The sequence below is a fragment of the Mycobacterium sp. genome (genome assembly GCF_049278535.1).
Taxonomy (GTDB): Bacteria; Actinomycetota; Actinomycetes; order Mycobacteriales; family Mycobacteriaceae; genus Mycobacterium.
In genome coordinates, this window is record NZ_JBAPMI010000157.1 from 1 (window position 1) to 20,182 (window position 20,182).

The following is a 20,182-nucleotide window of genomic DNA, read 5'->3' on the forward strand; positions in this document are numbered from 1 at the left end:
GCGCCGGGTTGCGTCGCGATGTAACCCGCGATGGAGGCAATTTTGCCGCGGTCGTAGGGGCAGTAGGCCTCCACCGACGCGTTGATGAACTGGTTGATGGTCCTGGTGATGCGGTCAGGGGGGCTCAGGCGCGTCAGCGGGTTCTCGTTGTAGCCGTTGTTCCTGATCAGGTCCACCAAGTCGGCCACCGGCATGCCGTCGTCGAGTTTGGCACATGCTTTATGTGCGGTAGTGATGAGGCTGTTTGCATTGTCGACAGGCGGAATGTCTTTCTCACCAAGCAATTCGAAGAATCTCTGGTCCTGGCTTGGATCGGCCGCTGAGGTTCCGCCGGGCAGAATTGTCGCGGCGCCGAGTACACCGATGGTGGCAATGGTGGCGCGGGTGATGCCGGAAAACATGGCCAGGTTTCCGATCTACTACGGCCATTGCATGGCGGGGCTTTCCGCTTGAGTTTAGGCCGCGCAGGGCGATCCGGCAGATTGCGGATTTCGATGTTTGTCCCGGCCGGTACGGGTTAACGCATCGCCTCCACGGCGTCGGTCAAATGCCGGCGGTGGCGTGGTCCGACGCGATATCCGCGGCCAGTGGGGAGACGGCGCCGATGATCTCGTCGATCGTCGCCGGAGGCACCCCCGCGGCCGATAGCGAAGCTGCCAAATGCCCAGCCACCAAGGCGAAGTGGGACATCATGATGCCGCGGCCCTGGTGGACCCGCTTCATCGGTGCCCCGGTGTAGGGTTCCGGCCCCCCGAGGGCGGCAGCGAAGAATTCGACCTGTCTGCCCTTCAACCGGTTCATATTCGATCCGGCGAAAAAGCCGGACAGCTGGTCGTCGGCAAGCACTCGGGTGTAGAAGTCTTCGACGACGATTTCGATTGCCTCGTAACCGCCGATCGCGTCATAGATGCTGCCCGTCCCGGCCGGCGCCGCGGCCTTGCGCCGGCGTAATAGTGAAAGCATTCGCATGAGCAGAAGCACATCATCGGGCCGTTGCCCGACCGTTAGGCCGCCATCACCGGGCGATTACCGCCAGTAACCAGTCAATTGCCAGGAATAACCGGGACTTCGCAGCAGCGCGGCACGCTCGGTGAGCAATCCAACACCTCCACGATTTGCACGTAACAATTCCGTCAGCGAGGCTGGAACTACGCGGTCAGACACGGCGCCACCTGGTACTTCGCCTAACTCACGTTGCGCTGCGGCCCGGTGTGAGGGCGAATTCATCGCAGCGACATCGCGGGCATCGGGGGAGCAACATCACGCTCATATGTTTTTCCAGACAACACAGTGGATTAGGCAGGGGAAGTGGCGAAGCGATCGGATGAAGCAACGGCATGACTGAGCCGGATGCCGCGTCGCTGACGGGGTTCACAGTGGCCATCACTGCCTCGAGGCGGGTGGATGAGTTCACGACGATGCTGCGCCGTCGCGGAGCAGACGTCGTGACGGCTGCGGCCATGAACATGGTTCCCCTCGCCGACGACGCGCGACTGCGCACCGCCACCGATGACGTGATTGATGCGCCGCCGGACGTCCTGATCGCAACGACCGGGATCGGGTTTCGCGGCTGGGTTGAGGCGGCCGAGGGTTGGGGGATGGCCGAGGCGCTGCTGGCGGCTCTGGGCAAGGCCAGGGTGATCTCGCGGGGACCGAAAGCCACCGGCGCTCTGCGGGCGGCCGGTTTGCGTGAAGAGTGGTCGCCGGTATCGGAGTCCTCTGAGGAAGTACTCGCCCACCTGACCGTCGATGACCTCCGGGGCAAACGAGTCGCGGTGCAGCTGCACGGCGCTACCGAGGATTGGGACCCGGTACCGGGGTTCATCGACACGCTCGTCGAACGCGGCGCGACCGTCGTGGGCGTGCCGGTGTATCGGTGGGAGCCGCCGAAACACCTCGGCGCGTTGGACGGCCTGATTGAGAAGGTCGCGCTCGGCGGTGTGGACGCGATCACGTTCACATCCGCGCCCGCGGCGGCATCGTTCTTGATGCGGGCCGACGACTTGCGGCTCACCGAGGCCGTGCGGCGGGCAATGAATACGACGGTGACTGTGTTCTGCGTGGGGCCGGTGACCGCCCGTCCGTTGCACAACGCCGGGGTGTCCTCCGTACAGCCCGAACGGATGCGGCTCGGCGCGTTGGCACGTGCCGTCGCCGACGAGTTGCCGCGCCGACAGCCGGATCTGGCGGTCGCCGGACACACCTTGGGCGTGCGCGCTACCTGTGCCGTCGTCGACGGCGTGGTGCGCGACCTGTCACCCAACTCGCTGGTTCTGCTCAAGCTGCTAGCATCCGCTCCCGGCGCGGTGGTGTCGCGCGATGTACTGCTCGAAGCGCTCGGCGGTGACGACCCACACGTGGTCGAGGCCGCGGTCGCGCGGCTGCGGTCGGCGATCGGGGTCAAAGAGCTCATCGCCACCGCAGTCAAACGTGGCTATCGGCTGGCGCTGGACTTCATGCCTGACGACACCGCGGTGCCTCGATGACCACTGTGCTGGTGGCCCATGGGACTCGGAATCCATTGGGTATCAACATGATCAGCGACCTGGCGACGGCTGTGGCCGCAGTTCTGAGCGAGCAGGTGCGGGTCGGATTCGTCGATGTCCTGGGTCCGACACCGGCCGAGGTGTTAAACACTTTGCACGATGAGCCGACGGTCCTGGTGCCTGCGCTGCTGTCCAGTGGATACCACGTCCGCGTCGACGTCCCGCAATACGTTGCCGAATCCGGGCACCAACGCGTTACCGTCACCCGCCCGCTCGGACCGTCGCCGGAGTTGGCCCGTGCGATGTTGTGCAGGTTGACCGCCGCGGGCTGGGATCGCGATGATCACGTGGTGCTCGTGGCGGCCGGCACCCGCGACCCACGGGCACGCGGCGAGCTGCGGTTCACCGCCGCGTCGTTGTCTGCGCTGGTTGGCCACCGGGTGTCCACCGCGTTCGCCGCGCCGTGTCGCGACGGGTCGGGCTATCCTTCCGTGGCTGATGTCGTGGTGAGGGCCCGTCGGTCTGGCGCCCGTCGGGTCGCGTTGGCGTCATATCTGTTGGCGGACGGATTGTTTCAGAGTCGTCTACATTTGGCCGGCGCCGACGTGGTGAGCGCGCCGCTCGGTTTGCATCCCGCGGTGATCCGGTTGGCCTGCCGTCGCCGCCGGGAAGCGGTGCTGCCGGGGTTCGCGTGCGTGCCGGGGTAGCTGCCGGTCAGGCGGAAAACCCGCGCGGCGGTAGCCGAAGCGAATGTCGGGGGAGTTGGCGACCCACACCGTGCCGTCCACGCCGACTCGGGTTGCGTAGACCGGAATGGAGATTCCCTCGGCGTCGAGGCACCGGCCGTCGAGCAGGCTGAAAGCTTGCTTCTTCAGCGGGGATTGGATGATGGGAACACCTGCGCGGTCGCCGACAATGCCACGCGACAACACGGCGGCCCGGCCGATCGGATCAATATTTCCGACAGCGCGAATACTGTTGTCGGCCAACACAAAAAGCGCGACCTGCGCGCTGTCGGGCAGGAGAACCGCCACGCCACGCATCGGCTGAAGCCGCGTGGCCGGGCAGGCGGCGGTCCAGTCGTGACGCCAGCGGCCGAGATCGAATGACGTTGCCATGTCAGTGGTTCCTCACGGTAGGCGTGCCGAGCAGGACGGGCACCTTGCGCCCGTTCTTCTCGCCGAATTCGACGGTCGGGTCGGGCGCGCCGGGCGCGTTGACGAACGACACGAACCGGGCAAGCTTGTCCGGGTCGTCGAGAACGGCTTTCCATTCGCAGATGTAGCCGTCCACGTGGCGCTCCATTGCCGCCTCGAAATCGGCTGCCAGACCAAGGGAGTCGTCGATGATTACTTCCCGCAGGTGGTCCAGCCCCCCGTCGAGCTCGTCAAGCCATGACGCTGTGCGTTGCAACCGGCTGGCGGTGCGGATGTAGTACATGAGGAAGCGATCGACGTAGCGCACCAGGGTTTCGTTGTCGAGGTCGGAGGCGAGCAGCTGGGCGTGTTTGGGTGTCATGCCGCCGTTGCCGCCGACGTACAGGTTCCAGCCTGCCTCGGTGGCGATCACGCCCACATCTTTTCCGCGCGCCTCCGCACACTCGCGGGCGCAGCCCGACACGGCCATCTTGATCTTGTGCGGTGCTCGCAGTCCGCGGTAGCGCAGCTCCAGATCGATGGCCATCTGGACGGAATCCTGCTGGCCATAGCGGCACCAATCGGTGCCGACACAACTCTTGACGGTGCGTAACGCCTTGCCGTAGGCGTGCCCGGATTCCATGCCGCCCTCGACGAGTCTGACCCAGATCTGCGGGAGTTGGTCGACGGTGGCGCCGAACATGTCGATCCGTTGGCCGCCGGTGATTTTGGTGTATAGCCCGAAATCGCGTGCGATCTCACCGATCAGGATCAACTGCTCCGGCGTGATGTCGCCGCCGGGCACCCGCGGAACCACCGAGTAGGTGCCATTGCGTTGGAGGTTGGCGAGGAAATGGTCGTTGGTGTCCTGCAGCGACGCCTGCTCCCCGTCGAGGATGTGCTCGGAGCTGGTGGAGGCAAGAATCGACGCCACCACCGGTTTGCAGATGTCGCAGCCGGTGCCCGTGCCGTAGCGCTCGATCAAGCTGGAGAACGTGCGTACGCCACTGGCCTGCACGATCTCGAACAGCTCGGTCCGGGACGCAGAGAAGTGCTCGCACAACGCTTTCGATACCTCGACACCTTCGGCGGCGAGCAGTTGTGACAGCAGCGGTACGCACGACCCGCACGACGTGCCCGCAGAGGTAAGGTTTTTGAGGTCGGCCACGGTGCCCGAACCCTCGGCGATCGCCGCGCACAACGCCGACTTGGCGACGTTGTTGCATGAGCAGATCTGCGCGTCGTGGGGGAGTGCACCCACGCCGATCGCGGGCACGTCGCCGGCGCCGGCCGGGGCGATCAGGGCCACCGGGTCGCCGGGCAGCTGCGATCCGACCAGCGGCCGCAACACCCCGTAGCTGGATGCGTCGCCGACCAGGATGCCGCCGAGCAGGGTTTGCGCGTCGTCGGAGAGCACCAGCTTGGCGTAGGTGCCACCGATCGGGTCGGACACCACCACCTCCAGTGCGCCCGGCGTGGTGCCCAGCGCGTCGCCGAAGCTGGCAACGTCGACCCCGAGCAGCTTGAGTTTGGTGGACAGATCGGCACCGGGGAACTCCGCGTCGCCGCCGAGTAGCCGGTCGGCGACCACTTCGGCGGTCGTGTAACCGGGGCCGACCAAGCCGTAGCAGCGGCCTTCGATCGCCGCCACCTCGCCGATGGCGTAGATATCGGGTTCGCTTGTGGTGCAGGTTAAGTCGCATACAATGCCGCCGCGCTCGGCGGTGCCGAGGCCGGCCGCCCGGGCCAGATCGTCGCGTGGCCGAACTCCGGCCGAGAAGACCAGCAGCGCGGCGTCGATCACCTCGTCGTTGCTCAGGGTGACGCGAAGCCGATTGGCGCCCTCGCCGGCGATCTGCTCGATGGCCGAAGTACCCGCGCCGACGGTGACGCCGATGCCCAGCTCGCGCACCGAACGCAACAGGTGCTCGCCGCCGGCCTGGTCGACCTGCAGCGGCATCAGCCGCGGCGCGAATTCGACCACATGCGGCCGCATTCCGAGCAGTCGTAACGCGTTGGCTGCCTCCAGACCGAGCAGCCCGCCACCGACGACGATGCCGACGGCCCCGGGGTCGGCGGCCAGTGCGACCTCGGCGTCGGCGCGGATCGCATCCAGGTCGTCCAAGGTCCGGTACACGTGACAGCCGGCCGAATCCTTGCCGGGCACCGGCGGGACGAAGGGGTAAGAGCCGGTGGCCAATACCAGTGCGTCGTATTCCAGTGCCGATCCGTCGGCGGCGACGAGACGTTTGCCGTTGCGGTCGATGCCGGTCACCGCGTTCCCGAGGCGAAGCTCGACGAGATGGTCGCCGGCATAGTCGTTTCCGCTGAGCGCCAGCAGCGAGCGGTCCCAGGCGCCCACGTAGGACGACAAGCCGACCCGGTCGTAGGCCGCATCGGGCTCCTCGCCGAACACGACAACCCGCCATTCGCCGTCGGTGTCGCGGGCGCGCAGCGCTTCGACGAAGCGGTGCCCCACCATGCCATGCCCGATAACCGCCACCGTGCGTTGACGCACTGCTGCGCTCCTTTCCCGGTTCTGCAGGTCGACGCTAGAAGTCCTGTATTGCGACCGCGTCGCACTGGGTTGCCGCCCCGTCACGCCTTTCTCACGCCGCATGACGTGTGCGCGTGAGGAGGTCTATCCGAGCCGCTCGACCAGCGCCCCCTCGGCCGAATCCGGCGGGATCAGGGCCAGGCCACGTCGCCCCACCATGGCCGCGAGATGTGATGTCGCGGCGTGTTTCGGCGCCGCCCATGCGCCGTTGCCGTCAGGTTCGACGGGAACCACCCGCCACCGATCGGTGCGAGCCACGCCGTGTACCGAAATCAGCTCGGCGGCGGCGGGCTCGGCCGCGGTGAGTGCGTCGATGAGAACCGGACCCAGCAGGGCCACACCGGCGATCGCCGCCAGCGGGTTGCCGCCGACGCCGAGCAGCACCCGCGCACCGGAGCCGTTGCCGGGCAGTGTCGCGACCAGAACCGACCCGCCGGGACGCATGGCCACCCCATCGGCGACCACAAAGCCGCCGGCCCGGGCGATCGCGCCGCGCAGATGGTCGGCCACCCCTCGACCGGTGGCGCCGATGATGACGACCAAGTCAACCTCACCGGTCAGAGCGAATTGCAGGGCGTCCGGATCATCGGGCAGATGCGCACCGGTGTGGACGACGGCACCCAATTTGCGTAACCGGGCGGTGACCGGCCCGGCTGCGGTCTCGGGCAGTACCGGCTGTGCAGGATCGTAAACCTTTGCACCGAAATCGATTTCATCGCCCGAACTGTGGACTGCAGCCCGCACCGGCCCACGGACCATCAGGCGCTCGACTCCGGCCGAGCAGGCCAGCGATGCCAGGGCTTCGTCGACCCCGGTACCGCTCGATGCCAGCACCGCGCCGGTTTCCCACTCGCTTCCGCGGCGACGGGTGTCGTCGCGGTCCGCGGGGCCGGATGCGCAGGGGTACACCAGTTGGCCGGTCGCGTCGACCTCCTCGTCGCGGATCACCCGTTGCGCACCCTCGGGCAGGCGGGCACCGGTGGCGATGCGACGGGCCTGCCCGTCGGCCAGTGCGCCACTGTGCATTCCGGCGGCGACGGCATCGTCCCGCGGAATCCACGGACCGGGCCCGGCTACGGCCCAGCCATCCATTGCCGACGCATCGAACGGGGGAAACGGTGTTGCGGCCGTGAGCGGTTCGGCGAGCACCGCGCCGATCGCGTCCTCCAGCCTGCGCTCGACGACGGGTAGCCGACCGATTGCGGCGGATACGGCCGCGCGGACGCTGTCGGGCGTGCGGTCGGCCTTGGCACGGGCAGCGGCGAGTTGCTCGGGTGTGTCGACGTCGAAGACGTCGGCCACCCGAGCGGTTACCCGGTTGCCCGGCAGTAGGTCTCGCATTCGCGCCGGGTAGGCGGTGAGCGCGGCTGCCAACGCCGCCGAATCCCATACCGCAGTAAGGTATTGGAGGCGGCCGCTGTCGTCGACGGCAAGGGCGACCGGCGCGTCGCGGCGGGCCGCGGCCAGTGCCGTCACGGCATCCCGTGTGATGGACGGCAGGTCGGCCGCGAGCACCACGATATCGGCGGGCCCACCGGGCAGCGCCGCAAAGCCCGCAGCGAGCGCGGCGACGGGACCGCGGCCTGGCGGGTCTTCGCGCACCACGATTACTGCGGACGGCACATCGCGCGGTGGGCCCACCACGACAACGGTGTCGGCATCTGCCACCGCTCCCAGCGCGATGTCGAGCAGCCGCCGTCCGCCGACCCGCTGCTCCGGCTTGTCCGCGCCGAGGCGCGTCGAGGCCCCGCCGGCAAGCACGATGGCGCGCAGGGGTCGGCGCTGCGCGGCTCGGGCGTCGGAAACCGGTGGGCGGCTTGCGGCATGCGGAGCGGCGGTGCTCAATAGACGTCCCGCACATAGCGCCGCTCGGCCGACATCGCCTGCAGATACGTGGCCGCGCTTTTCGGACTGCGACCGCTCTGCTGAGCGATGATGCCGCGCAGGGTCTCCTCGACGTCGCGGGCCATCCGCGCGGCGTCCCCGCACACGTACACGTAGGCGCCGTCGGCGACCCATTTCCACAGGTCGGTGGCATTCTCTTGCATGCGGTCCTGGACGTAGAGCTTGGTGGCGCCGTCGCGAGAGAACGCGGTGTCGATCCGGGTCAGCACGCCCGACTGGGCGAAGGTATCCAGCTCGTCGCGGTAGTAGAACTCGGTGGCTTCGTGGCGTTCGCCGAAGAACAGCCAGTTGTCGCCGGTGTGCCCGCGTGCGGCCCGGTCGTGCAGAAATCCGCGGAACGGCGCGATTCCGGTTCCGGGGCCGATCATGATCGTCCGCGCATCCGGATCCTGCGGCGGGCGAAAGTGCTTGGTGCGCTGGATGAAGACATCCACCTCGGCGCCGGTCTCCAGGGTTGCCAGGTAACCGGAGCACACGCCGTGTCGCAGCGTACCGGCCGACGACTCGAAGCGAACAACGCCCGGGGTCACCTGCACCTGCGTCGGGTCTTCGAGCGGACTCGACGAGATCGAGTACAGCCGGGGTGCCAACGGTCGCAGCACACTGAGCCACTCGTCGAGTTCCGCCTGGACGGGGTAATCGCCCAGCAGATCCAGAGTTTGGCGTCCCCAGGTCCACTCGGCGAAGCGGGGGGAGTCATCGATCGCGACCCGCAAGTCTTCGGCCGGATGCCGTTCGTGCACGAACCGCAATAGGTCCGGCGTGATTCGGGTGATGTCCAGCCGTCGAGCGAGCGCCTCCGCAAGTAGCATCGTCTCTTCACCCACGCCGATCTCGACGGAGCCGTCCAGGCCGGTGAGGTCGAGAAACTCGGAGACGGTCTCGGGGTGGTTGTGCGGCCACACGCCGAGTGCGTCGCCGGCGTTGTACTCCAGAGTGCCCTCAGGCAAACGAAATCCGATGCTGCGTACATCCTTGTCAGAACCCGCACCGCACAGCGAGACGTTGCTGGTTATCGTCGTCCGAAGTGGGTTGGCGCGCGAATACGACTGTGCTGTTACCGGCTTCGACTCCTTCGCACCCGAGCGGACATCGCTCAACACTGAGATGACGCGGTCGGTCCAGGACTGTGCGGTCGCCTCGAAGTCCGGTTCACACAACGCGCGGTCAACGATGCGGTGGGCACCCAGGTGTTCGAGCCGGGCATCGAGCTTGCGGGCAAAGCCGCAGAAATCGGCGTACGACGAGTCGCCGAATCCGAGAACCGAGAATGTGAGGTTGTCGAGGTCGCCGGGCTCAGCGGCCGCCAGCGCGTCCCATAGCGCGATCCCGTTGTCGGGGGGATCGCCGTCGCCGGTGGTCGACACCGCGAACAGCAGAGTGCCAGTCAGATCGGCCACCGCGACTTCTTCGGCCCCGCGCAAACGCGCCGCAACACCTGCACCGTTGAGTTTTTCGACGCAGGTCGCGGCGAACTCCTCGGCCGTACCGGTCTGTGATGCCCACACCACCGTCGCTAACGGCTGGCCGGCGACATGCCCGGGTGTGGACGCCGTTGGTATTGCGGACCTGGAGAAGATTCCGGCCAGCACGCCGTCAATCCATACCCGATTTCGCGGCGAGAGCGGCGTCACGGCGGGCAGCAGCGGCACCTCGTCGCTGGGCGGATTCGCGCGAATACCGCTCACCAGGCCAGACAGGAACAGCCGTTCGTCGGCGCTCAGCGTCGCCGACGACGGGAGCGTGCTCAGCAGCGCAGCGAGTGCGTCGACCGGCGCTCGAGCCTTTTGAGACGTGAGTTGATTTGCGACACTGCCGGATTCGATCGGGGTGACTGCGACAGCGCACACTTTGAATTCCGGCTGCAGCGAGTCGGCGTCGACCGCGTCGTTGGTCACCGCATTGACGGCGACGTCGGGCGCGAAAGCGTCGGCCCAGTGCATCGGGGCGAAACACACGCCAGGGCGTACCGCATCGTCGACAGCGGCCGCGAGCACGGCACGACCACGGCGGGAACGGATTTCGACGCGGTCGCCGTCGCTGACACCGAGCCGGTCGGCGTCTCCCGGATGCAGCTGCAGGAACGGTTCGGGATTGAGTTTGTTGAGTTTGGCGACACGCCCGGTTTTGGTCATGGTGTGCCATTGGTGCGCCAGCCTGCCGGTGGTGAACACCATCGGAAACTCGTCATCTGGCAGTTCGGCCGCGGGGAGGTAAGGCCGGGGCAGAAACCGGGCGCGACGGCTCGGCGTCGGGAAGGCCAGCGCCGGTATCGTGCCGTCGTCGGCGGTATGCAGATCTTGACTGACGCCGTCGTTTCGGTAGCGGATCGGGTTGCGGTCCTCGCAACCGGGCGGCGCGGGCCACTGGACCGGGCCGCGGCGCAGCCGTTGGTGATCCACTCCGCGCAGATCCCAACCGGTGCACGGATTGTGGAAAGTGGCCAGCTCGTCGAAAACAGCTGCAGCCGAATCGAAGTCGAAACCAGGGTAGCCCATCGCGGTCGCGACCCGGCAGATCAGCTGCCAGTCCGGGGCGGCCTCGCCGGGCGGGTCCATCGCGGCCCCGCAATGCGTGAGGGTGCGTTCGCTGTTGACCATCACACCGTCGGCCTCGGCCCACAGCGCCGCGGGCAACACCACGTCGGCGTATTCGGAGGTCTCCGCGCCGGCGAACGCCTCCTGGACCACCACCAGCTCGGCACGCTGTAGACCGGCGATTACCGAGGCTCGATTCGAAACGGAGGCAACGGGGTTGGTGCAGATGATCCACGCTGCCCGGATCTCGCCGTCGGCCATCCGCCGGTACATGTCGACTGTGCCGGTTCCACCCTCGGCGCGAATCGTGCCGGATTCCAGTTCCCATCGGGCCTCGACGAACGCGCGGTCGTCGGGATCCAGTGCCGACCGCTGTCCGGGCAGGCCTGGACCCATGTATCCCATTTCCCGGCCGCCCATCGCGTTCGGCTGGCCGGTCAGCGAGAACGGGCCCGCACCGGGTCGGCATATCGCGCCGGTGGCCAGGTGCAAATTGCACAAGGCGTTGGTGTTCCAAGTTCCGTGGGTGGACTGGTTGAGGCCCATGGTCCACAGGCTCACCCAGTTCCTCGTCCCGCAGATCAGCTCCGCCACGGTCCGCAGATCCGCCTCACTCAGGCCGGTGATGTCGGCGACGAGGTCGGCCGGATATTCGTCGAGCAGGGCATCCAGCGGCTCCCAGCCCTCGGTGTAGGCGGCGACGAAGTCGGTGTCCACACCATCGGCGTCGCGCACCAGCCGCAGCAGACCGTTGAGCAGGGCCAGGTCGGTGCCCGGGCGGATCGGGAGGTGCAGGTCGGCTTTGGCGGCAGTGGCCGTCCGGCGGGGGTCGACGACCACCAGTTTGGCGCCGTCCCGGACGCGGTCCATCATCCGCAGGTAAAGGATCGGATGGCAGTCGGCCATGTTGGCGCCCAGCACCAGAAACAAGTCTGCGGTGTCCAGGTCGTCATAGCTGCCGGGCGGACCGTCGGCGCCGAGCGACTGCTTGTAGCCCGTCCCGGCGCTGGCCATGCACAGCCGCGAGTTGGACTCGATCCACTGCGTCCGCAGATACCCCTTGGCCAGTTTGTTGGCCAGATACTGTGCTTCGGTGGTCATTTGACCCGACACGTACAGGGCGATGGCGTCCGGTCCGTGTTCGTCGCGGATCGCCGACAGCCGGGCGGCCACCTCTGCGATCGCGGTTTCCACCGCGATCGGCTCGGCCTCGACGCCGCGCTGTCGCCGGCGAAGGGCATTATCCAGGCGTCCGCCGGCACGCAGCATGTCGGCTGTGGTGTTGCCTTTGGTGCACAATCGCCCGCGGTTGGCGGGATGGTCGGCGCGCCCGGTCGCCTTGGTCACCACGCCGTCGGCCACATGCAGGTCCATGCCGCAACCCACACCGCAGTACCCACACACCGTGGCGACCGTCGTCATACCACCTTCTCGCCCTTCGCCGCGGTCGCGGCAACAGAACCCCATGGTGTCGCGGGTGTGTTTCGGCACCCGTCATTGCGGTTACGCCCGGATCAACTTGACCTAGCAGTGCGCTGAGTACCGCGGTGAGGTGGCAAAATCCCAGTTCAGAGACGTGATGCAGATTACGGCCGGTGCAACATCACACAGTCGTGCAGGCCGGGGTCGTCAGGGTCAGCATTGCGATGCAGTAGCGCACGAGTCGGTATCACCCGAAGCCCGGGCGCCTCGGGCGCCCCGAGGGTCTCAGCTCGGCCATCGACGATCAGCGAGTAACCGCCCGGTTCGCTCGGAGGCCACAACAGCGTGACGGCACGGTGGCTTTCGACGTTCTCGCGGGTTCGGCCGCCGATCCGCCCGACGTGCAGCACCTGCTCGCGCAATTCGGGTTCGACGGTAACGGTGTGCACCAGGTAGTCGTCGTCAACGGTGACGAGGTAAGCGAATCGATAGTCGCCCAATGCGTCGGCCAAGCGGTCGAAGTCGATTCTCCTCGCGGACTTGCTGCCCATTCGCACAGCGTAGGGGTTAGCCGTGCGGTCATTCGGGGTACTAAAGTCCGGCAACGAGAGATGATCAACATCGTGGTTCGCTGGCTTGATCGCTGGCAGGTTTCATTGGCCGCCAGTGCAATCGTCGTTGCGGGTTGCTCGGCCCCTGGAACATCCGTGGAGAGCGCGCCAGAGGTCACTGTGACGTCGGTAGATGTCGCGCTGAATGCCCCGTTGTGGTCGTACCGCCGCCACACGCTCGTCGCGCTAACCGCCGACGGCCGACTGGCCGAAATCGCCGATCCGGCTCACCCGGGCCACGCCGTCACGCGGCTGTCGCAAGCGATGGCGGCCGGGCGCAACCTGCAGATCAGCCGGAAAGACGATCGGCACGTCTTCGTCCCCGAGCCGCGACGCGGCAAGGTCGCGGTGGTCGATCTCGCCTCGCTGGACCAAAGTGCCGACTTCGACGCCGGGCCGAGTCCGGCGTACCTGTCCGAAGACAGCGGATTGCGGATGTTGCTCGCGCTGTCAGCCGACGGCTCGTCGGTGACCCCGGTAGACGAATACGGCTACCGGGAACTGCCGACGGCAACGATAAACGGCGGGCGCTCGGACACCATCGACGGCGCTAACCGTGGGCGCGAGATCGAGTACCACGTGTACGGATCATCCGGAATTCGTTATTACAAAGGACCTTCGTCGCCACCAGGCGAGCAGGGGGCGTTGCCCATCGACGTCGCTTCGTCAGCCGCGGATGGAACCGCGGTGACGCGAATCTTCGTGACACGACCGGACAGCGACGTGTTGTATGCCGTCGACTCGCGGCCGGGCGGGGAAGGGTTGCAGGTACTGGCCGCGACCCAACTGCCCTCACCGATCCGCTGGATCGGTACCGACGACACCCGGGTCTACGCTGCCACCGACCAGGAGGTGGCAACGCTGGAAACAGCCAGTTTCACCGGTTACCCGCTAGGCTCGATCCCAGTGTTGCGGATGACCAATTACCGTGCGGCTCTTCCAGAATCGCAACGATCGGCTCGGTTGTCGGGGATGGCGCTCGGGCCGCACCGGGTGTACCTGACCTTCGCGGGAACACCGTTGGTGGTCAGTGTCGCCAAACCGCATCTGTGACCGGACAACTGAAGGACGGTGGCCTGCCGATATGGAAGACAAGTCCACACCGGTCACTATCGACGACGACGTCGAATGGCTCACCGAACAGATCGAGGCGCTCAAACAACTTGGTCTACTAGACGAAGTAAGCGACAGCCAGAAATACGACTTCAGCATCAGATGGGGTACCGCTCTAGCCGGCCGGTTGCCGCGGTTGCTGCACTACAGTTCGCGCGGACTCCTCGACGAGACCGACGAACGTCGGTTCCAGGCCCTGTGCGACGAGCTGCGGGGCATGGCCGGCCTGATTGATCGCTTCGGCCTAGCCCAGCCGGTTTTCAGCGCTGCGCCACCCGCCGCGGCTAAGCGCTGGGGGGAGTCGAGGCCAGCCACGTGGCGGCGCGGGCTTCTGTTTCGCCGCAACTGAGAAAATCCTTCTCGCACAGCCTGATTGCAGTGCGCTGCCCACACGCCGAGCCACGGCACGTCAACGCCACCAGGTAGGCATCGTCGTCTTCATCCAGGAAGAGAAAACCGAGATACAGCGCGTGGCCGACCTCGAAATCGGTTTGGCCGCAGCTCTGGCAGTGTCCACCTTTAGCCGCAACCTGTTCCAGGACGCGGTCCCGGTCGAGGGGGACCAGGCTGATCAGCTCGGGGCGCACCATCGCTTGGTCAGCCATGCTAGATCTCCACATTTTTGGCGTAGTAGACGTTGTCTTCGCGCCAGCCGCCCGCACCCTTGCCGATCCCGGAGTAGTCGTTGACGAACTCGATCTGGTTGATCCATTTGGCCATCTTGAATCCGACCTGGGTCTCCACTCGCAACCGCACCGGTGCGCCGTGCTTGATCGGCAACGGTTTGCCGTTCATCTCATATGCCAGAATGGTCTGCGGCTTGTAGGCGAGTTCGAGGTCCATCACTTCGTAGAACTGGCCTCCGCCATGCGAACTGGGCTCGTCGCGGTCATTGTCCTGCATCGTCATCGAGCAGATGTATTTCGCCTCCGGGAGCGGCCGCACCAGCTCGACCAGCATGCTCAGGTGCACGCCGCTCCATTCGCCGATGCTTGTCCAACCCTGGACGCAGTTGTGCATCACCCGCTGCATCTCCGGTTGCGCGAGCGCGCGAAGCGCCGCCAAATCCAGCGTCACCGGATTCTCGACCAATCCGCCTACCCGAAGCCGCCAGTCGACGAAGTTGTGCACCGCCATCACCTTGTACTCGTCCGAGCATGGGGGCTTGCCGTTGACCCGGTGCTGTGTGGTGAGCCGCTTGGCCGAATAGTTCTGCCGTGAGTTCAACGGCCGGAGCAGCGGCCGCCGAACGATCGCCACGACGCGGTCGATGACCCGCTGAACTGAACGCGGGTTGCGCAGGCTCCAGATCGTCGCCGCGACGTGAATGCCGATGATCGTCGCGATGATCAACAACGACAACGCTGTTGACCAGTAGGTGTTGTGAACCGAGCCGAAGATCATCGAAGCCGTGAGACGGCCCCAGCCCCAGAAGAACACCATCGAGAGGTGGATGGCGATGAAACCCACGAAGGCGACAAGGCCCAGGAAATGCAGACTGCGCGCCCATTGTCGCCCGCCCAGCATCTGCACGTACCACGGGAACCGGGCTTCGACGGCTGGGGATTGGGCTGCGCCGGTGAGGATCTGGAACGGCGCCAGCACAAAGACGACACCTGCATACGTCAGTTTCTGCATGGCGTCCAGCGGCTCGCCCGGCAGCAGCGGCGGCAGATTGAACGTCATGTAGGTGACGATGTCATTCCAGGCCTCGGGGAAGATCGACCACGACGCGGGCCAGTAGCGGTGCCACTGCCCGGTAGCGAACAGCAAGATGTAGTACGACAGGCCGATCAGGATCCAGCCGATCACCGCGAAGAAATGCCAGTGCCGGCCGATGCCCAGTTGGGCGCGGCCGGGCAACGAGATGAACGGGCTGTAGTCCTCCTCCTCGTCGAGGGTGTCGTAGAGCTTGTTCTTAGGCATGACCTTGCGGGTGAACCGCGCCCACTCGGTTCCGGGCTTGCTGTCGTCATTCCAGTACAGCTTCGGATGGGTCGCGAGAATCTCGATGCCGCTGCGGATTACCAGCGTCACGAACAGCACGTTGAGCCAGTGGTCCACTCGCAGCCACACCGGATAGTCGAGTGTTGTCACGGCAGGGCTCCCGTCAGTCGGACCACTGTTGACGTTGCGGATAGGCCACGTTGATTCCCAACAACACTGACATGTGGACGGTGACGAAGCCCAATGCCAACACACCCGCCAGCGTGCCCGGCGCGAAATCCCAGCGGCCGGTCACCGCAAGCAGCCCGGGTAGTGGCGTCACCCTGGTGACCAGGTACAGACCGATGAAGGCGACCGCAATCCCGTCGCCGAGCAGCCATGCCGAGGACGGTATCCGGGGAATTCGGTCAAGCCAGAGGCCCGCGGCGGCCAACAGGCAGCAGGCGAGCACCGTGGCGGTGTAGCCGACGAAGTACGCCGGCAATGCCGGCCGGCTGGTCAACACGTAGACATGCACGGCGGCAATTCCCAGCAACAGACCCGCTCCGAGCGCCGTAACCGTTCGGGGCACGTTGAACGCGACGTAGCCCTTGAGGCGAAGCCATTCATACAACTGGCCGTGCTTCAACCGCTGGGTCATCACACCCACGGCTGCAACCTACCCCGCGGCGCTTCTACACAAACCGGTCAGGTCAGGGGGGTGCCTGCCAAAACGCGTACAAATCGCTGAAAAGGCCCAAGCGTCAATGGCTCAGTGCGCGGACGGCTCCTCCCGCGCCCGCGGGGTCTCCACGATCACAGTGGTGGCTTTGACAATGGCGACGGCCAGACTGCCGGGCTCGAGCTTGAGCTCGCGGGCCGCCTCGGTACTCATCAACGACACGACTGTGTGTGGCCCACACTGCATTTCGACGCGGGTCATCACCTTGTCGCTGAGCACATCGGTGACCAATCCGACGAAGCGATTGCGCGCCGAGCTGTTGATTCCAAGTGGGTTCGGCGGCGGCGACGGGGCATTGGCGCGCCAGAATTCGGCCAGTACATCACCGGCTATCACCTTGCGACCGGCCTGATCCTGGCTGGCCGGCAAGGTACCGTTGTCGATCCATCGCCGGACGGTATCGTCGCTGACTCCGAGCAACTCGGCCGCCTGACGGATCCGCATCGATGACACGAGAAAATGCTATCTGTGGCGGGTTCGATGCGCAGCAGCGTGCGAGAACGTGCCGAGCGGTGCGGCGCTAATCGGGCAATAATGGCTAGTGATGCTCTCGCAATACCCGCATGAGCGGGCGACGATGCTCCGGGCGGCACCGTGACGATCACGACGCTCGGTATCCCGTTGGCGCCCCGTGAGCTCGACGGGTCCGCTCCATCGGCTGGTCCGCTGATTGACAGCTACGGGCGGTCGGCAACCGACCTGCGGGTGTCGCTGACCGATCGCTGTAATCTGCGGTGTACCTACTGCATGCCCGCCGCCGGTTTGCCTTGGCTGGGCGCGGGTCAACTGCTCCAGCCCGATGAGTTTGTTCGGTTGGTGCGAATCGCGGTGACCCGACTGGGTGTGACCAAAGTCCGGTTCACTGGCGGAGAACCGTTGCTGGACAAGCATCTTGAGCGCATTGTCACCGCGGCGGCGGCCCTTCTGCCCCGCCCGGAGCTCGCGCTGACAACCAACGGCGTTTTGTTGGCGAAACGTGCCCCGGCGCTGGCGCGCGCCGGTTTGGACCGGGTGAACGTGTCGCTGGACAGCGTGAACTTTGCGAATTTCGCGGCTATCACCCGCCGCGATCGGCTGGCCGACGTCTTGGCCGGCTTGGCTGCCGCGTCGGCAGCGGGATTGCGGCCGGTGAAGGTGAATGCGGTGCTGGACCCGGTGAACGGCCTGGACGACGCGGTGCCGTTGGTGCGGTTCTGCCTCGAGCACGACTACCAGCTACGCGTTATCGAGCAGATGCCGCTCGACGCCGGACACGAATGGCAACGTCAGACCATGGTGACCGCGGATCAGGTGCTGGCCGAGCTGCGGCGGCACGGATTTCGGTTGAACCCCGATGAGACTCCGCGGGGTGCGATGCCGGCCGCGTTATGGCAGATCACCGATCCTGTGACAGGTCGCACCGGCAAAGTCGGGATCGTCGCCACGGTGTCGCAACCGTTTTGCGCGACGTGCAATCGCACCCGGCTGACCGCCGATGGACAGCTGCGAAGTTGCCTGTTCGCCACCCAGGAGACCGACCTGCGGGCCTTGCTGCGCGACGGCGTTGACGACGCCGGAATCGAGGCTGCATGGCGAGCCGCGATGTGGGAGAAACCCGCAGGCCACGGTATCAACGCGCCGGACTTCGTGCAGCCGAAGCGGTCGATGAGCGCGATCGGTGGCTGAGGTGACTGCCGAAACGGGCCGGCTGATCGACGTCGATGTGCGGTATTTCGCGGCCGCCGGCGCCGCCGCGGGCTTCGATTTCGAGCAGCTGACCGTGCGTGACGGCATCACGGTCGGGGAGTTTGTCGGCGAACTGAGCCGACGCGGCCCGCAGTTGGCGCGCGTCCTGCTGCGGTGCTCGTTTCTCTGCGACGGGGTGGCAGTGCACGACCAGGCTCAGCCGCTGCGGTCGGGCAACACCATCGACGTGTTGCCACCGTTCGCCGGGGGATAGCCCGGTAATTCGCGAACCGGTCCCTACGCCGAGCCCACCCATTCGTCGCTTCCGTCGGCGAAGAATTGGTGCTTCCACACCGGCAACCGCGCCTTGATGGCATCGACCAGTTGCGCGCAGGTCTCGAATGCGGCCTGACGATGATCAGCGGCGACCGCCACCACCAGGGCCGCCTCGCCGATGTGCAGCACACCGATTCGGTGACTGGCCGCAACCGCCCGCACTCCTGCCGCTTTCGCGGCAACTTCGGCCGTCACCTCAGCGATGACGTCGGCGGCCGACGGGTGTGCCGAATACTCCAGTTTGAGCACCTGCCGCCCGCCGTCGTGGTCGCGAATCGCGCCGACGAATCCCACGACGGCTCCCGCGGCGTGATGGCCAACCAGTTCCTCGTGGTCGGCCAGCAGGATCGGTTGATCGGTCAGCGCGGCGCGCACCACCCGGGTCATCGCCGAGCCACGACTTTCCATGAGAACCAACTATATTGGCAACTTCAAGGCTTTCAGAGCGCAGGCATGGCTGGGTGGAGTTGTCGATGATTGATAGCCAACGGTTTTCGGTCTGACGCCATGCGGTCGGTCCAGGAGCACCAGCGCGTCGTCGCAGCGTTGATCGTCGCCCGGCCCGCGACGGCGGCCGGGCTGCGCGACGCCGAGGGCCTGATGCTGGCCGGTGATGTGATCACGGCGATATCGCTGCCGGTTTTCGACAACTCCGCGATGGACGGCTACGCAGTGCGCGCCGACGAGGTGGCTTCGGCAACGGCTGAATATCCAGTGAAATTGCCTGTCGCCGAAGATATTCCGGCTGGCCGCACCGACATACCAGTGCTCGCGGCCGGCACCGCTCATCGCATTATGACCGGTGCCCCGGTCCCTGTCGGAGCGACGGCGGTGGTGCCGGTCGAGGCTACCGATGGCAGGACCGATGTCGTGACGATCAACGCACCCAGCGTGAAGGGTAGTTACATCCGCCGGGCGGGCGAGGACGTCGCGGCGGGCGCCACGGTGCTGCGGGTCGGGCAGCTGGTGACCCCGGCGGTGGTGGGATTAGCCGCCGCGCTGGGCCTGCGCGCGCTGACGGTGATCCCGCGTCAGCGCATCTTGGTGGTATCCACCGGATCCGAACTCGTGCAGCCGGGGGCGGCGCTACAGGCAGGCCAGATCTACGAGTCGAACTCGCTCATGCTGGCCGCCGCCATCCGCGAGGCCGGCGCCGACGTCGTCGCGTCAGTGACCGCTGATGACGACGTCGCTCAGTTCAGCGCGGTGCTCGACCGGTACGCGGGTGAGGCGGATCTGATCATCACCAGCGGCGGCGTCAGCGCGGGCGCCTACGAAGTGGTCAAGGATGCCTTCGGCCGAGACGGAGATCAGGGCGTGGAGTTCGTCAAAGTGGCAATGCAGCCCGGCATGCCGCAAGGCACCGGCCGAGCCGCCGGTACCCCGATCGTCACCGTGCCCGGAAATCCGGTGAGCGCACTGGTGTCCTTCGAAGTCTTCATCCGTCCGGCGCTGCGCTCTGCCATGGGATTGCCGGCTCCGCATCGCCCGCGCCGATCTGCGGTGCTGACCGAGACGCTGACCGCGCCGGCCGGAAAACGCCAGTTCCGGCGTGGGGTATTCGACGCGGCCACCGGCAGGGTGGCAAGCCATGGTCCGGCCGGCTCCCACCATGTGCGGTGGCTGGCGTCGGCGAACTGCCTGATCGATATTCCGGCCGACGCGACAGAGATCCCCGCGGGCGCCCAGGTGCAGGTCTGGGACATCGACTAGCGCGACAAACTGCCAGAATGGGAGCGTGCGTGT

The 20,182-nt window shown here is 66.3% G+C and carries 18 protein-coding genes and 1 pseudogene; 7 read left to right on the forward strand and 12 right to left on the reverse strand.

Translation table 11 applies throughout. The features are described 5' to 3' along the window. Both WAO18_RS10050 and WAO18_RS10055 read right to left on the reverse strand, forming a co-directional pair. The coding region (locus tag WAO18_RS10050) for a DUF732 domain-containing protein (protein WP_422206016.1) at nucleotides 1-401 on the reverse strand (401 nt) is incomplete at its 3' end. Nucleotides 402-543: 142 nt separating this feature from the next. Continuing rightward, nucleotides 544-969 (reverse strand): group I truncated hemoglobin, encoded by a 426-nt coding sequence (locus WAO18_RS10055; protein ID WP_422206018.1) that lies wholly within the window; start codon nucleotides 967-969, stop codon nucleotides 544-546. Between the two features lie 368 nt (nucleotides 970-1,337). On the opposite strand from WAO18_RS10055, the gene WAO18_RS10060 reads away from it, so the two are divergent. Then, nucleotides 1,338-2,486 carry a uroporphyrinogen-III synthase gene (locus tag WAO18_RS10060; RefSeq protein ID WP_422206020.1) on the forward strand — a complete coding sequence of 383 codons (1,149 nt, stop codon included), beginning with the start codon at nucleotides 1,338-1,340 and terminating at the stop codon, nucleotides 2,484-2,486. Beyond that, nucleotides 2,483-3,193 (forward strand): sirohydrochlorin chelatase, encoded by a 711-nt coding sequence (locus tag WAO18_RS10065; protein ID WP_422206022.1) that lies wholly within the window; start codon nucleotides 2,483-2,485, stop codon nucleotides 3,191-3,193. Before WAO18_RS10060 ends, WAO18_RS10065 begins: the two co-directional genes overlap by 4 nt. 27 nt (nucleotides 3,194-3,220) lie before the next feature. Here the strand turns inward: WAO18_RS10065 and nirD are convergent. The 5 genes and pseudogenes from nirD to WAO18_RS10090 all read right to left on the reverse strand — a co-directional run. After that, nucleotides 3,221-3,604 (reverse strand): annotated as a pseudogene (gene nirD / locus WAO18_RS10070) (nitrite reductase small subunit NirD); the annotation flags it as partial. 1 nt (nucleotide 3,605) lies between these two features. Next, on the reverse strand, nucleotides 3,606-6,104 hold the full coding sequence (gene nirB, locus WAO18_RS10075) for a nitrite reductase large subunit NirB (protein WP_422206153.1): 2,499 nt from the start codon (nucleotides 6,102-6,104) through the stop codon (nucleotides 3,606-3,608). A gap of 159 nt (nucleotides 6,105-6,263) precedes the next feature. Further along, nucleotides 6,264-8,024 (reverse strand): NTP transferase domain-containing protein, encoded by a 1,761-nt coding sequence (locus WAO18_RS10080; RefSeq protein ID WP_422206024.1) that lies wholly within the window; start codon nucleotides 8,022-8,024, stop codon nucleotides 6,264-6,266. Further along, nucleotides 8,021-12,043, reverse strand: a complete 4,023-nt coding sequence (locus WAO18_RS10085; protein WP_422206025.1) for a molybdopterin-dependent oxidoreductase — start codon at nucleotides 12,041-12,043, stop codon at nucleotides 8,021-8,023. The genes WAO18_RS10080 and WAO18_RS10085 overlap by 4 nt, the downstream gene beginning before the upstream one ends. Nucleotides 12,044-12,207: 164 nt before the next feature. Continuing rightward, the gene (locus tag WAO18_RS10090) at nucleotides 12,208-12,594 is read right to left on the reverse strand and encodes a pyridoxamine 5'-phosphate oxidase family protein (protein WP_422206027.1); all 387 of its coding nucleotides are present in this window, start codon (nucleotides 12,592-12,594) and stop codon (nucleotides 12,208-12,210) included. A gap of 60 nt (nucleotides 12,595-12,654) precedes the next feature. Here WAO18_RS10090 and WAO18_RS10095 point away from each other — a divergent pair, with 60 nt between their 5' ends. Then, nucleotides 12,655-13,707 (forward strand): hypothetical protein, encoded by a 1,053-nt coding sequence (locus WAO18_RS10095; RefSeq protein ID WP_422206029.1) that lies wholly within the window; start codon nucleotides 12,655-12,657, stop codon nucleotides 13,705-13,707. 31 nt (nucleotides 13,708-13,738) lie between these two features. Continuing rightward, on the forward strand, nucleotides 13,739-14,116 hold the full coding sequence (locus tag WAO18_RS10100; protein ID WP_422206031.1) for a hypothetical protein: 378 nt from the start codon (nucleotides 13,739-13,741) through the stop codon (nucleotides 14,114-14,116). Here WAO18_RS10100 and WAO18_RS10105 read toward each other — a convergent pair. From WAO18_RS10105 to WAO18_RS10120, 4 genes are all read right to left on the reverse strand, one after another. After that, on the reverse strand, nucleotides 14,052-14,372 hold the full coding sequence (locus WAO18_RS10105) for a hypothetical protein (RefSeq protein ID WP_422206033.1): 321 nt from the start codon (nucleotides 14,370-14,372) through the stop codon (nucleotides 14,052-14,054). The two genes, WAO18_RS10100 and WAO18_RS10105, sit on opposite strands and share 65 nt — an antisense overlap. Nucleotide 14,373: 1 nt before the next feature. Next, the gene (locus WAO18_RS10110) at nucleotides 14,374-15,864 is read right to left on the reverse strand and encodes a molybdopterin-dependent oxidoreductase (RefSeq protein ID WP_422206035.1); all 1,491 of its coding nucleotides are present in this window, start codon (nucleotides 15,862-15,864) and stop codon (nucleotides 14,374-14,376) included. A 13-nt stretch (nucleotides 15,865-15,877) separates the two neighbouring features. Continuing rightward, nucleotides 15,878-16,354, reverse strand: coding sequence for an oxidoreductase (locus WAO18_RS10115; protein WP_422206154.1), 477 nt, complete (start codon nucleotides 16,352-16,354; stop codon nucleotides 15,878-15,880). A gap of 111 nt (nucleotides 16,355-16,465) precedes the next feature. After that, on the reverse strand, nucleotides 16,466-16,888 hold the full coding sequence (locus WAO18_RS10120; protein WP_422206037.1) for a TOBE domain-containing protein: 423 nt from the start codon (nucleotides 16,886-16,888) through the stop codon (nucleotides 16,466-16,468). Between the two features lie 141 nt (nucleotides 16,889-17,029). On the opposite strand from WAO18_RS10120, the gene moaA reads away from it, so the two are divergent. Further along, a complete protein-coding gene (gene moaA / locus WAO18_RS10125; RefSeq protein WP_422206039.1) occupies nucleotides 17,030-18,100 on the forward strand; it encodes a GTP 3',8-cyclase MoaA in 1,071 nt (356 codons plus the stop codon). Next, nucleotides 18,093-18,374: a MoaD/ThiS family protein gene (locus tag WAO18_RS10130; RefSeq protein ID WP_422206041.1), complete on the forward strand. Its 282-nt coding sequence runs from the start codon at nucleotides 18,093-18,095 to the stop codon at nucleotides 18,372-18,374. The genes moaA and WAO18_RS10130 overlap by 8 nt, the downstream gene beginning before the upstream one ends. A 23-nt stretch (nucleotides 18,375-18,397) precedes the next feature. On the opposite strand, the gene WAO18_RS10135 is transcribed toward WAO18_RS10130, so the two are convergent. Continuing rightward, a complete protein-coding gene (locus tag WAO18_RS10135) occupies nucleotides 18,398-18,823 on the reverse strand; it encodes a molybdenum cofactor biosynthesis protein MoaE (protein ID WP_422206156.1) in 426 nt (141 codons plus the stop codon). A 120-nt stretch (nucleotides 18,824-18,943) separates the two neighbouring features. Between WAO18_RS10135 and glp the strand changes: the two genes are divergently transcribed. Beyond that, a complete protein-coding gene (gene glp / locus WAO18_RS10140; protein WP_422206043.1) occupies nucleotides 18,944-20,149 on the forward strand; it encodes a gephyrin-like molybdotransferase Glp in 1,206 nt (401 codons plus the stop codon). The last annotated feature ends 33 nt before the right edge of the window (nucleotides 20,150-20,182 follow it).

Excerpts from the sequence above, each read along its gene's own strand:
- WAO18_RS10105 (WP_422206033.1), bottom strand. The coding sequence starts at position 14,372 with ATGGCTGACCAAGCGATGGTGCGCCCCGAGCTGATCAGCCTGGTCCCC.
- WAO18_RS10060 (WP_422206020.1), top strand. The coding sequence starts at position 1,338 with ATGACTGAGCCGGATGCCGCGTCGCTGACGGGGTTCACAGTGGCCATC.
- glp (WP_422206043.1), top strand. The coding sequence starts at position 18,944 with ATGCGGTCGGTCCAGGAGCACCAGCGCGTCGTCGCAGCGTTGATCGTC.
- nirB (WP_422206153.1), bottom strand. The coding sequence starts at position 6,104 with ATGGTGGGGCACCGCTTCGTCGAAGCGCTGCGCGCCCGCGACACCGAC.
- WAO18_RS10095 (WP_422206029.1), top strand. The coding sequence starts at position 12,655 with ATGATCAACATCGTGGTTCGCTGGCTTGATCGCTGGCAGGTTTCATTG.
- WAO18_RS10100 (WP_422206031.1), top strand. The coding sequence starts at position 13,739 with ATGGAAGACAAGTCCACACCGGTCACTATCGACGACGACGTCGAATGG.
- WAO18_RS10065 (WP_422206022.1), top strand. The coding sequence starts at position 2,483 with ATGACCACTGTGCTGGTGGCCCATGGGACTCGGAATCCATTGGGTATC.
- WAO18_RS10085 (WP_422206025.1), bottom strand. The coding sequence starts at position 12,043 with ATGACGACGGTCGCCACGGTGTGTGGGTACTGCGGTGTGGGTTGCGGC.
- WAO18_RS10115 (WP_422206154.1), bottom strand. The coding sequence starts at position 16,354 with ATGACCCAGCGGTTGAAGCACGGCCAGTTGTATGAATGGCTTCGCCTC.
- WAO18_RS10135 (WP_422206156.1), bottom strand. The coding sequence starts at position 18,823 with ATGACCCGGGTGGTGCGCGCCGCGCTGACCGATCAACCGATCCTGCTG.
- WAO18_RS10090 (WP_422206027.1), bottom strand. The coding sequence starts at position 12,594 with ATGGGCAGCAAGTCCGCGAGGAGAATCGACTTCGACCGCTTGGCCGAC.
- WAO18_RS10055 (WP_422206018.1), bottom strand. The coding sequence starts at position 969 with ATGCGAATGCTTTCACTATTACGCCGGCGCAAGGCCGCGGCGCCGGCC.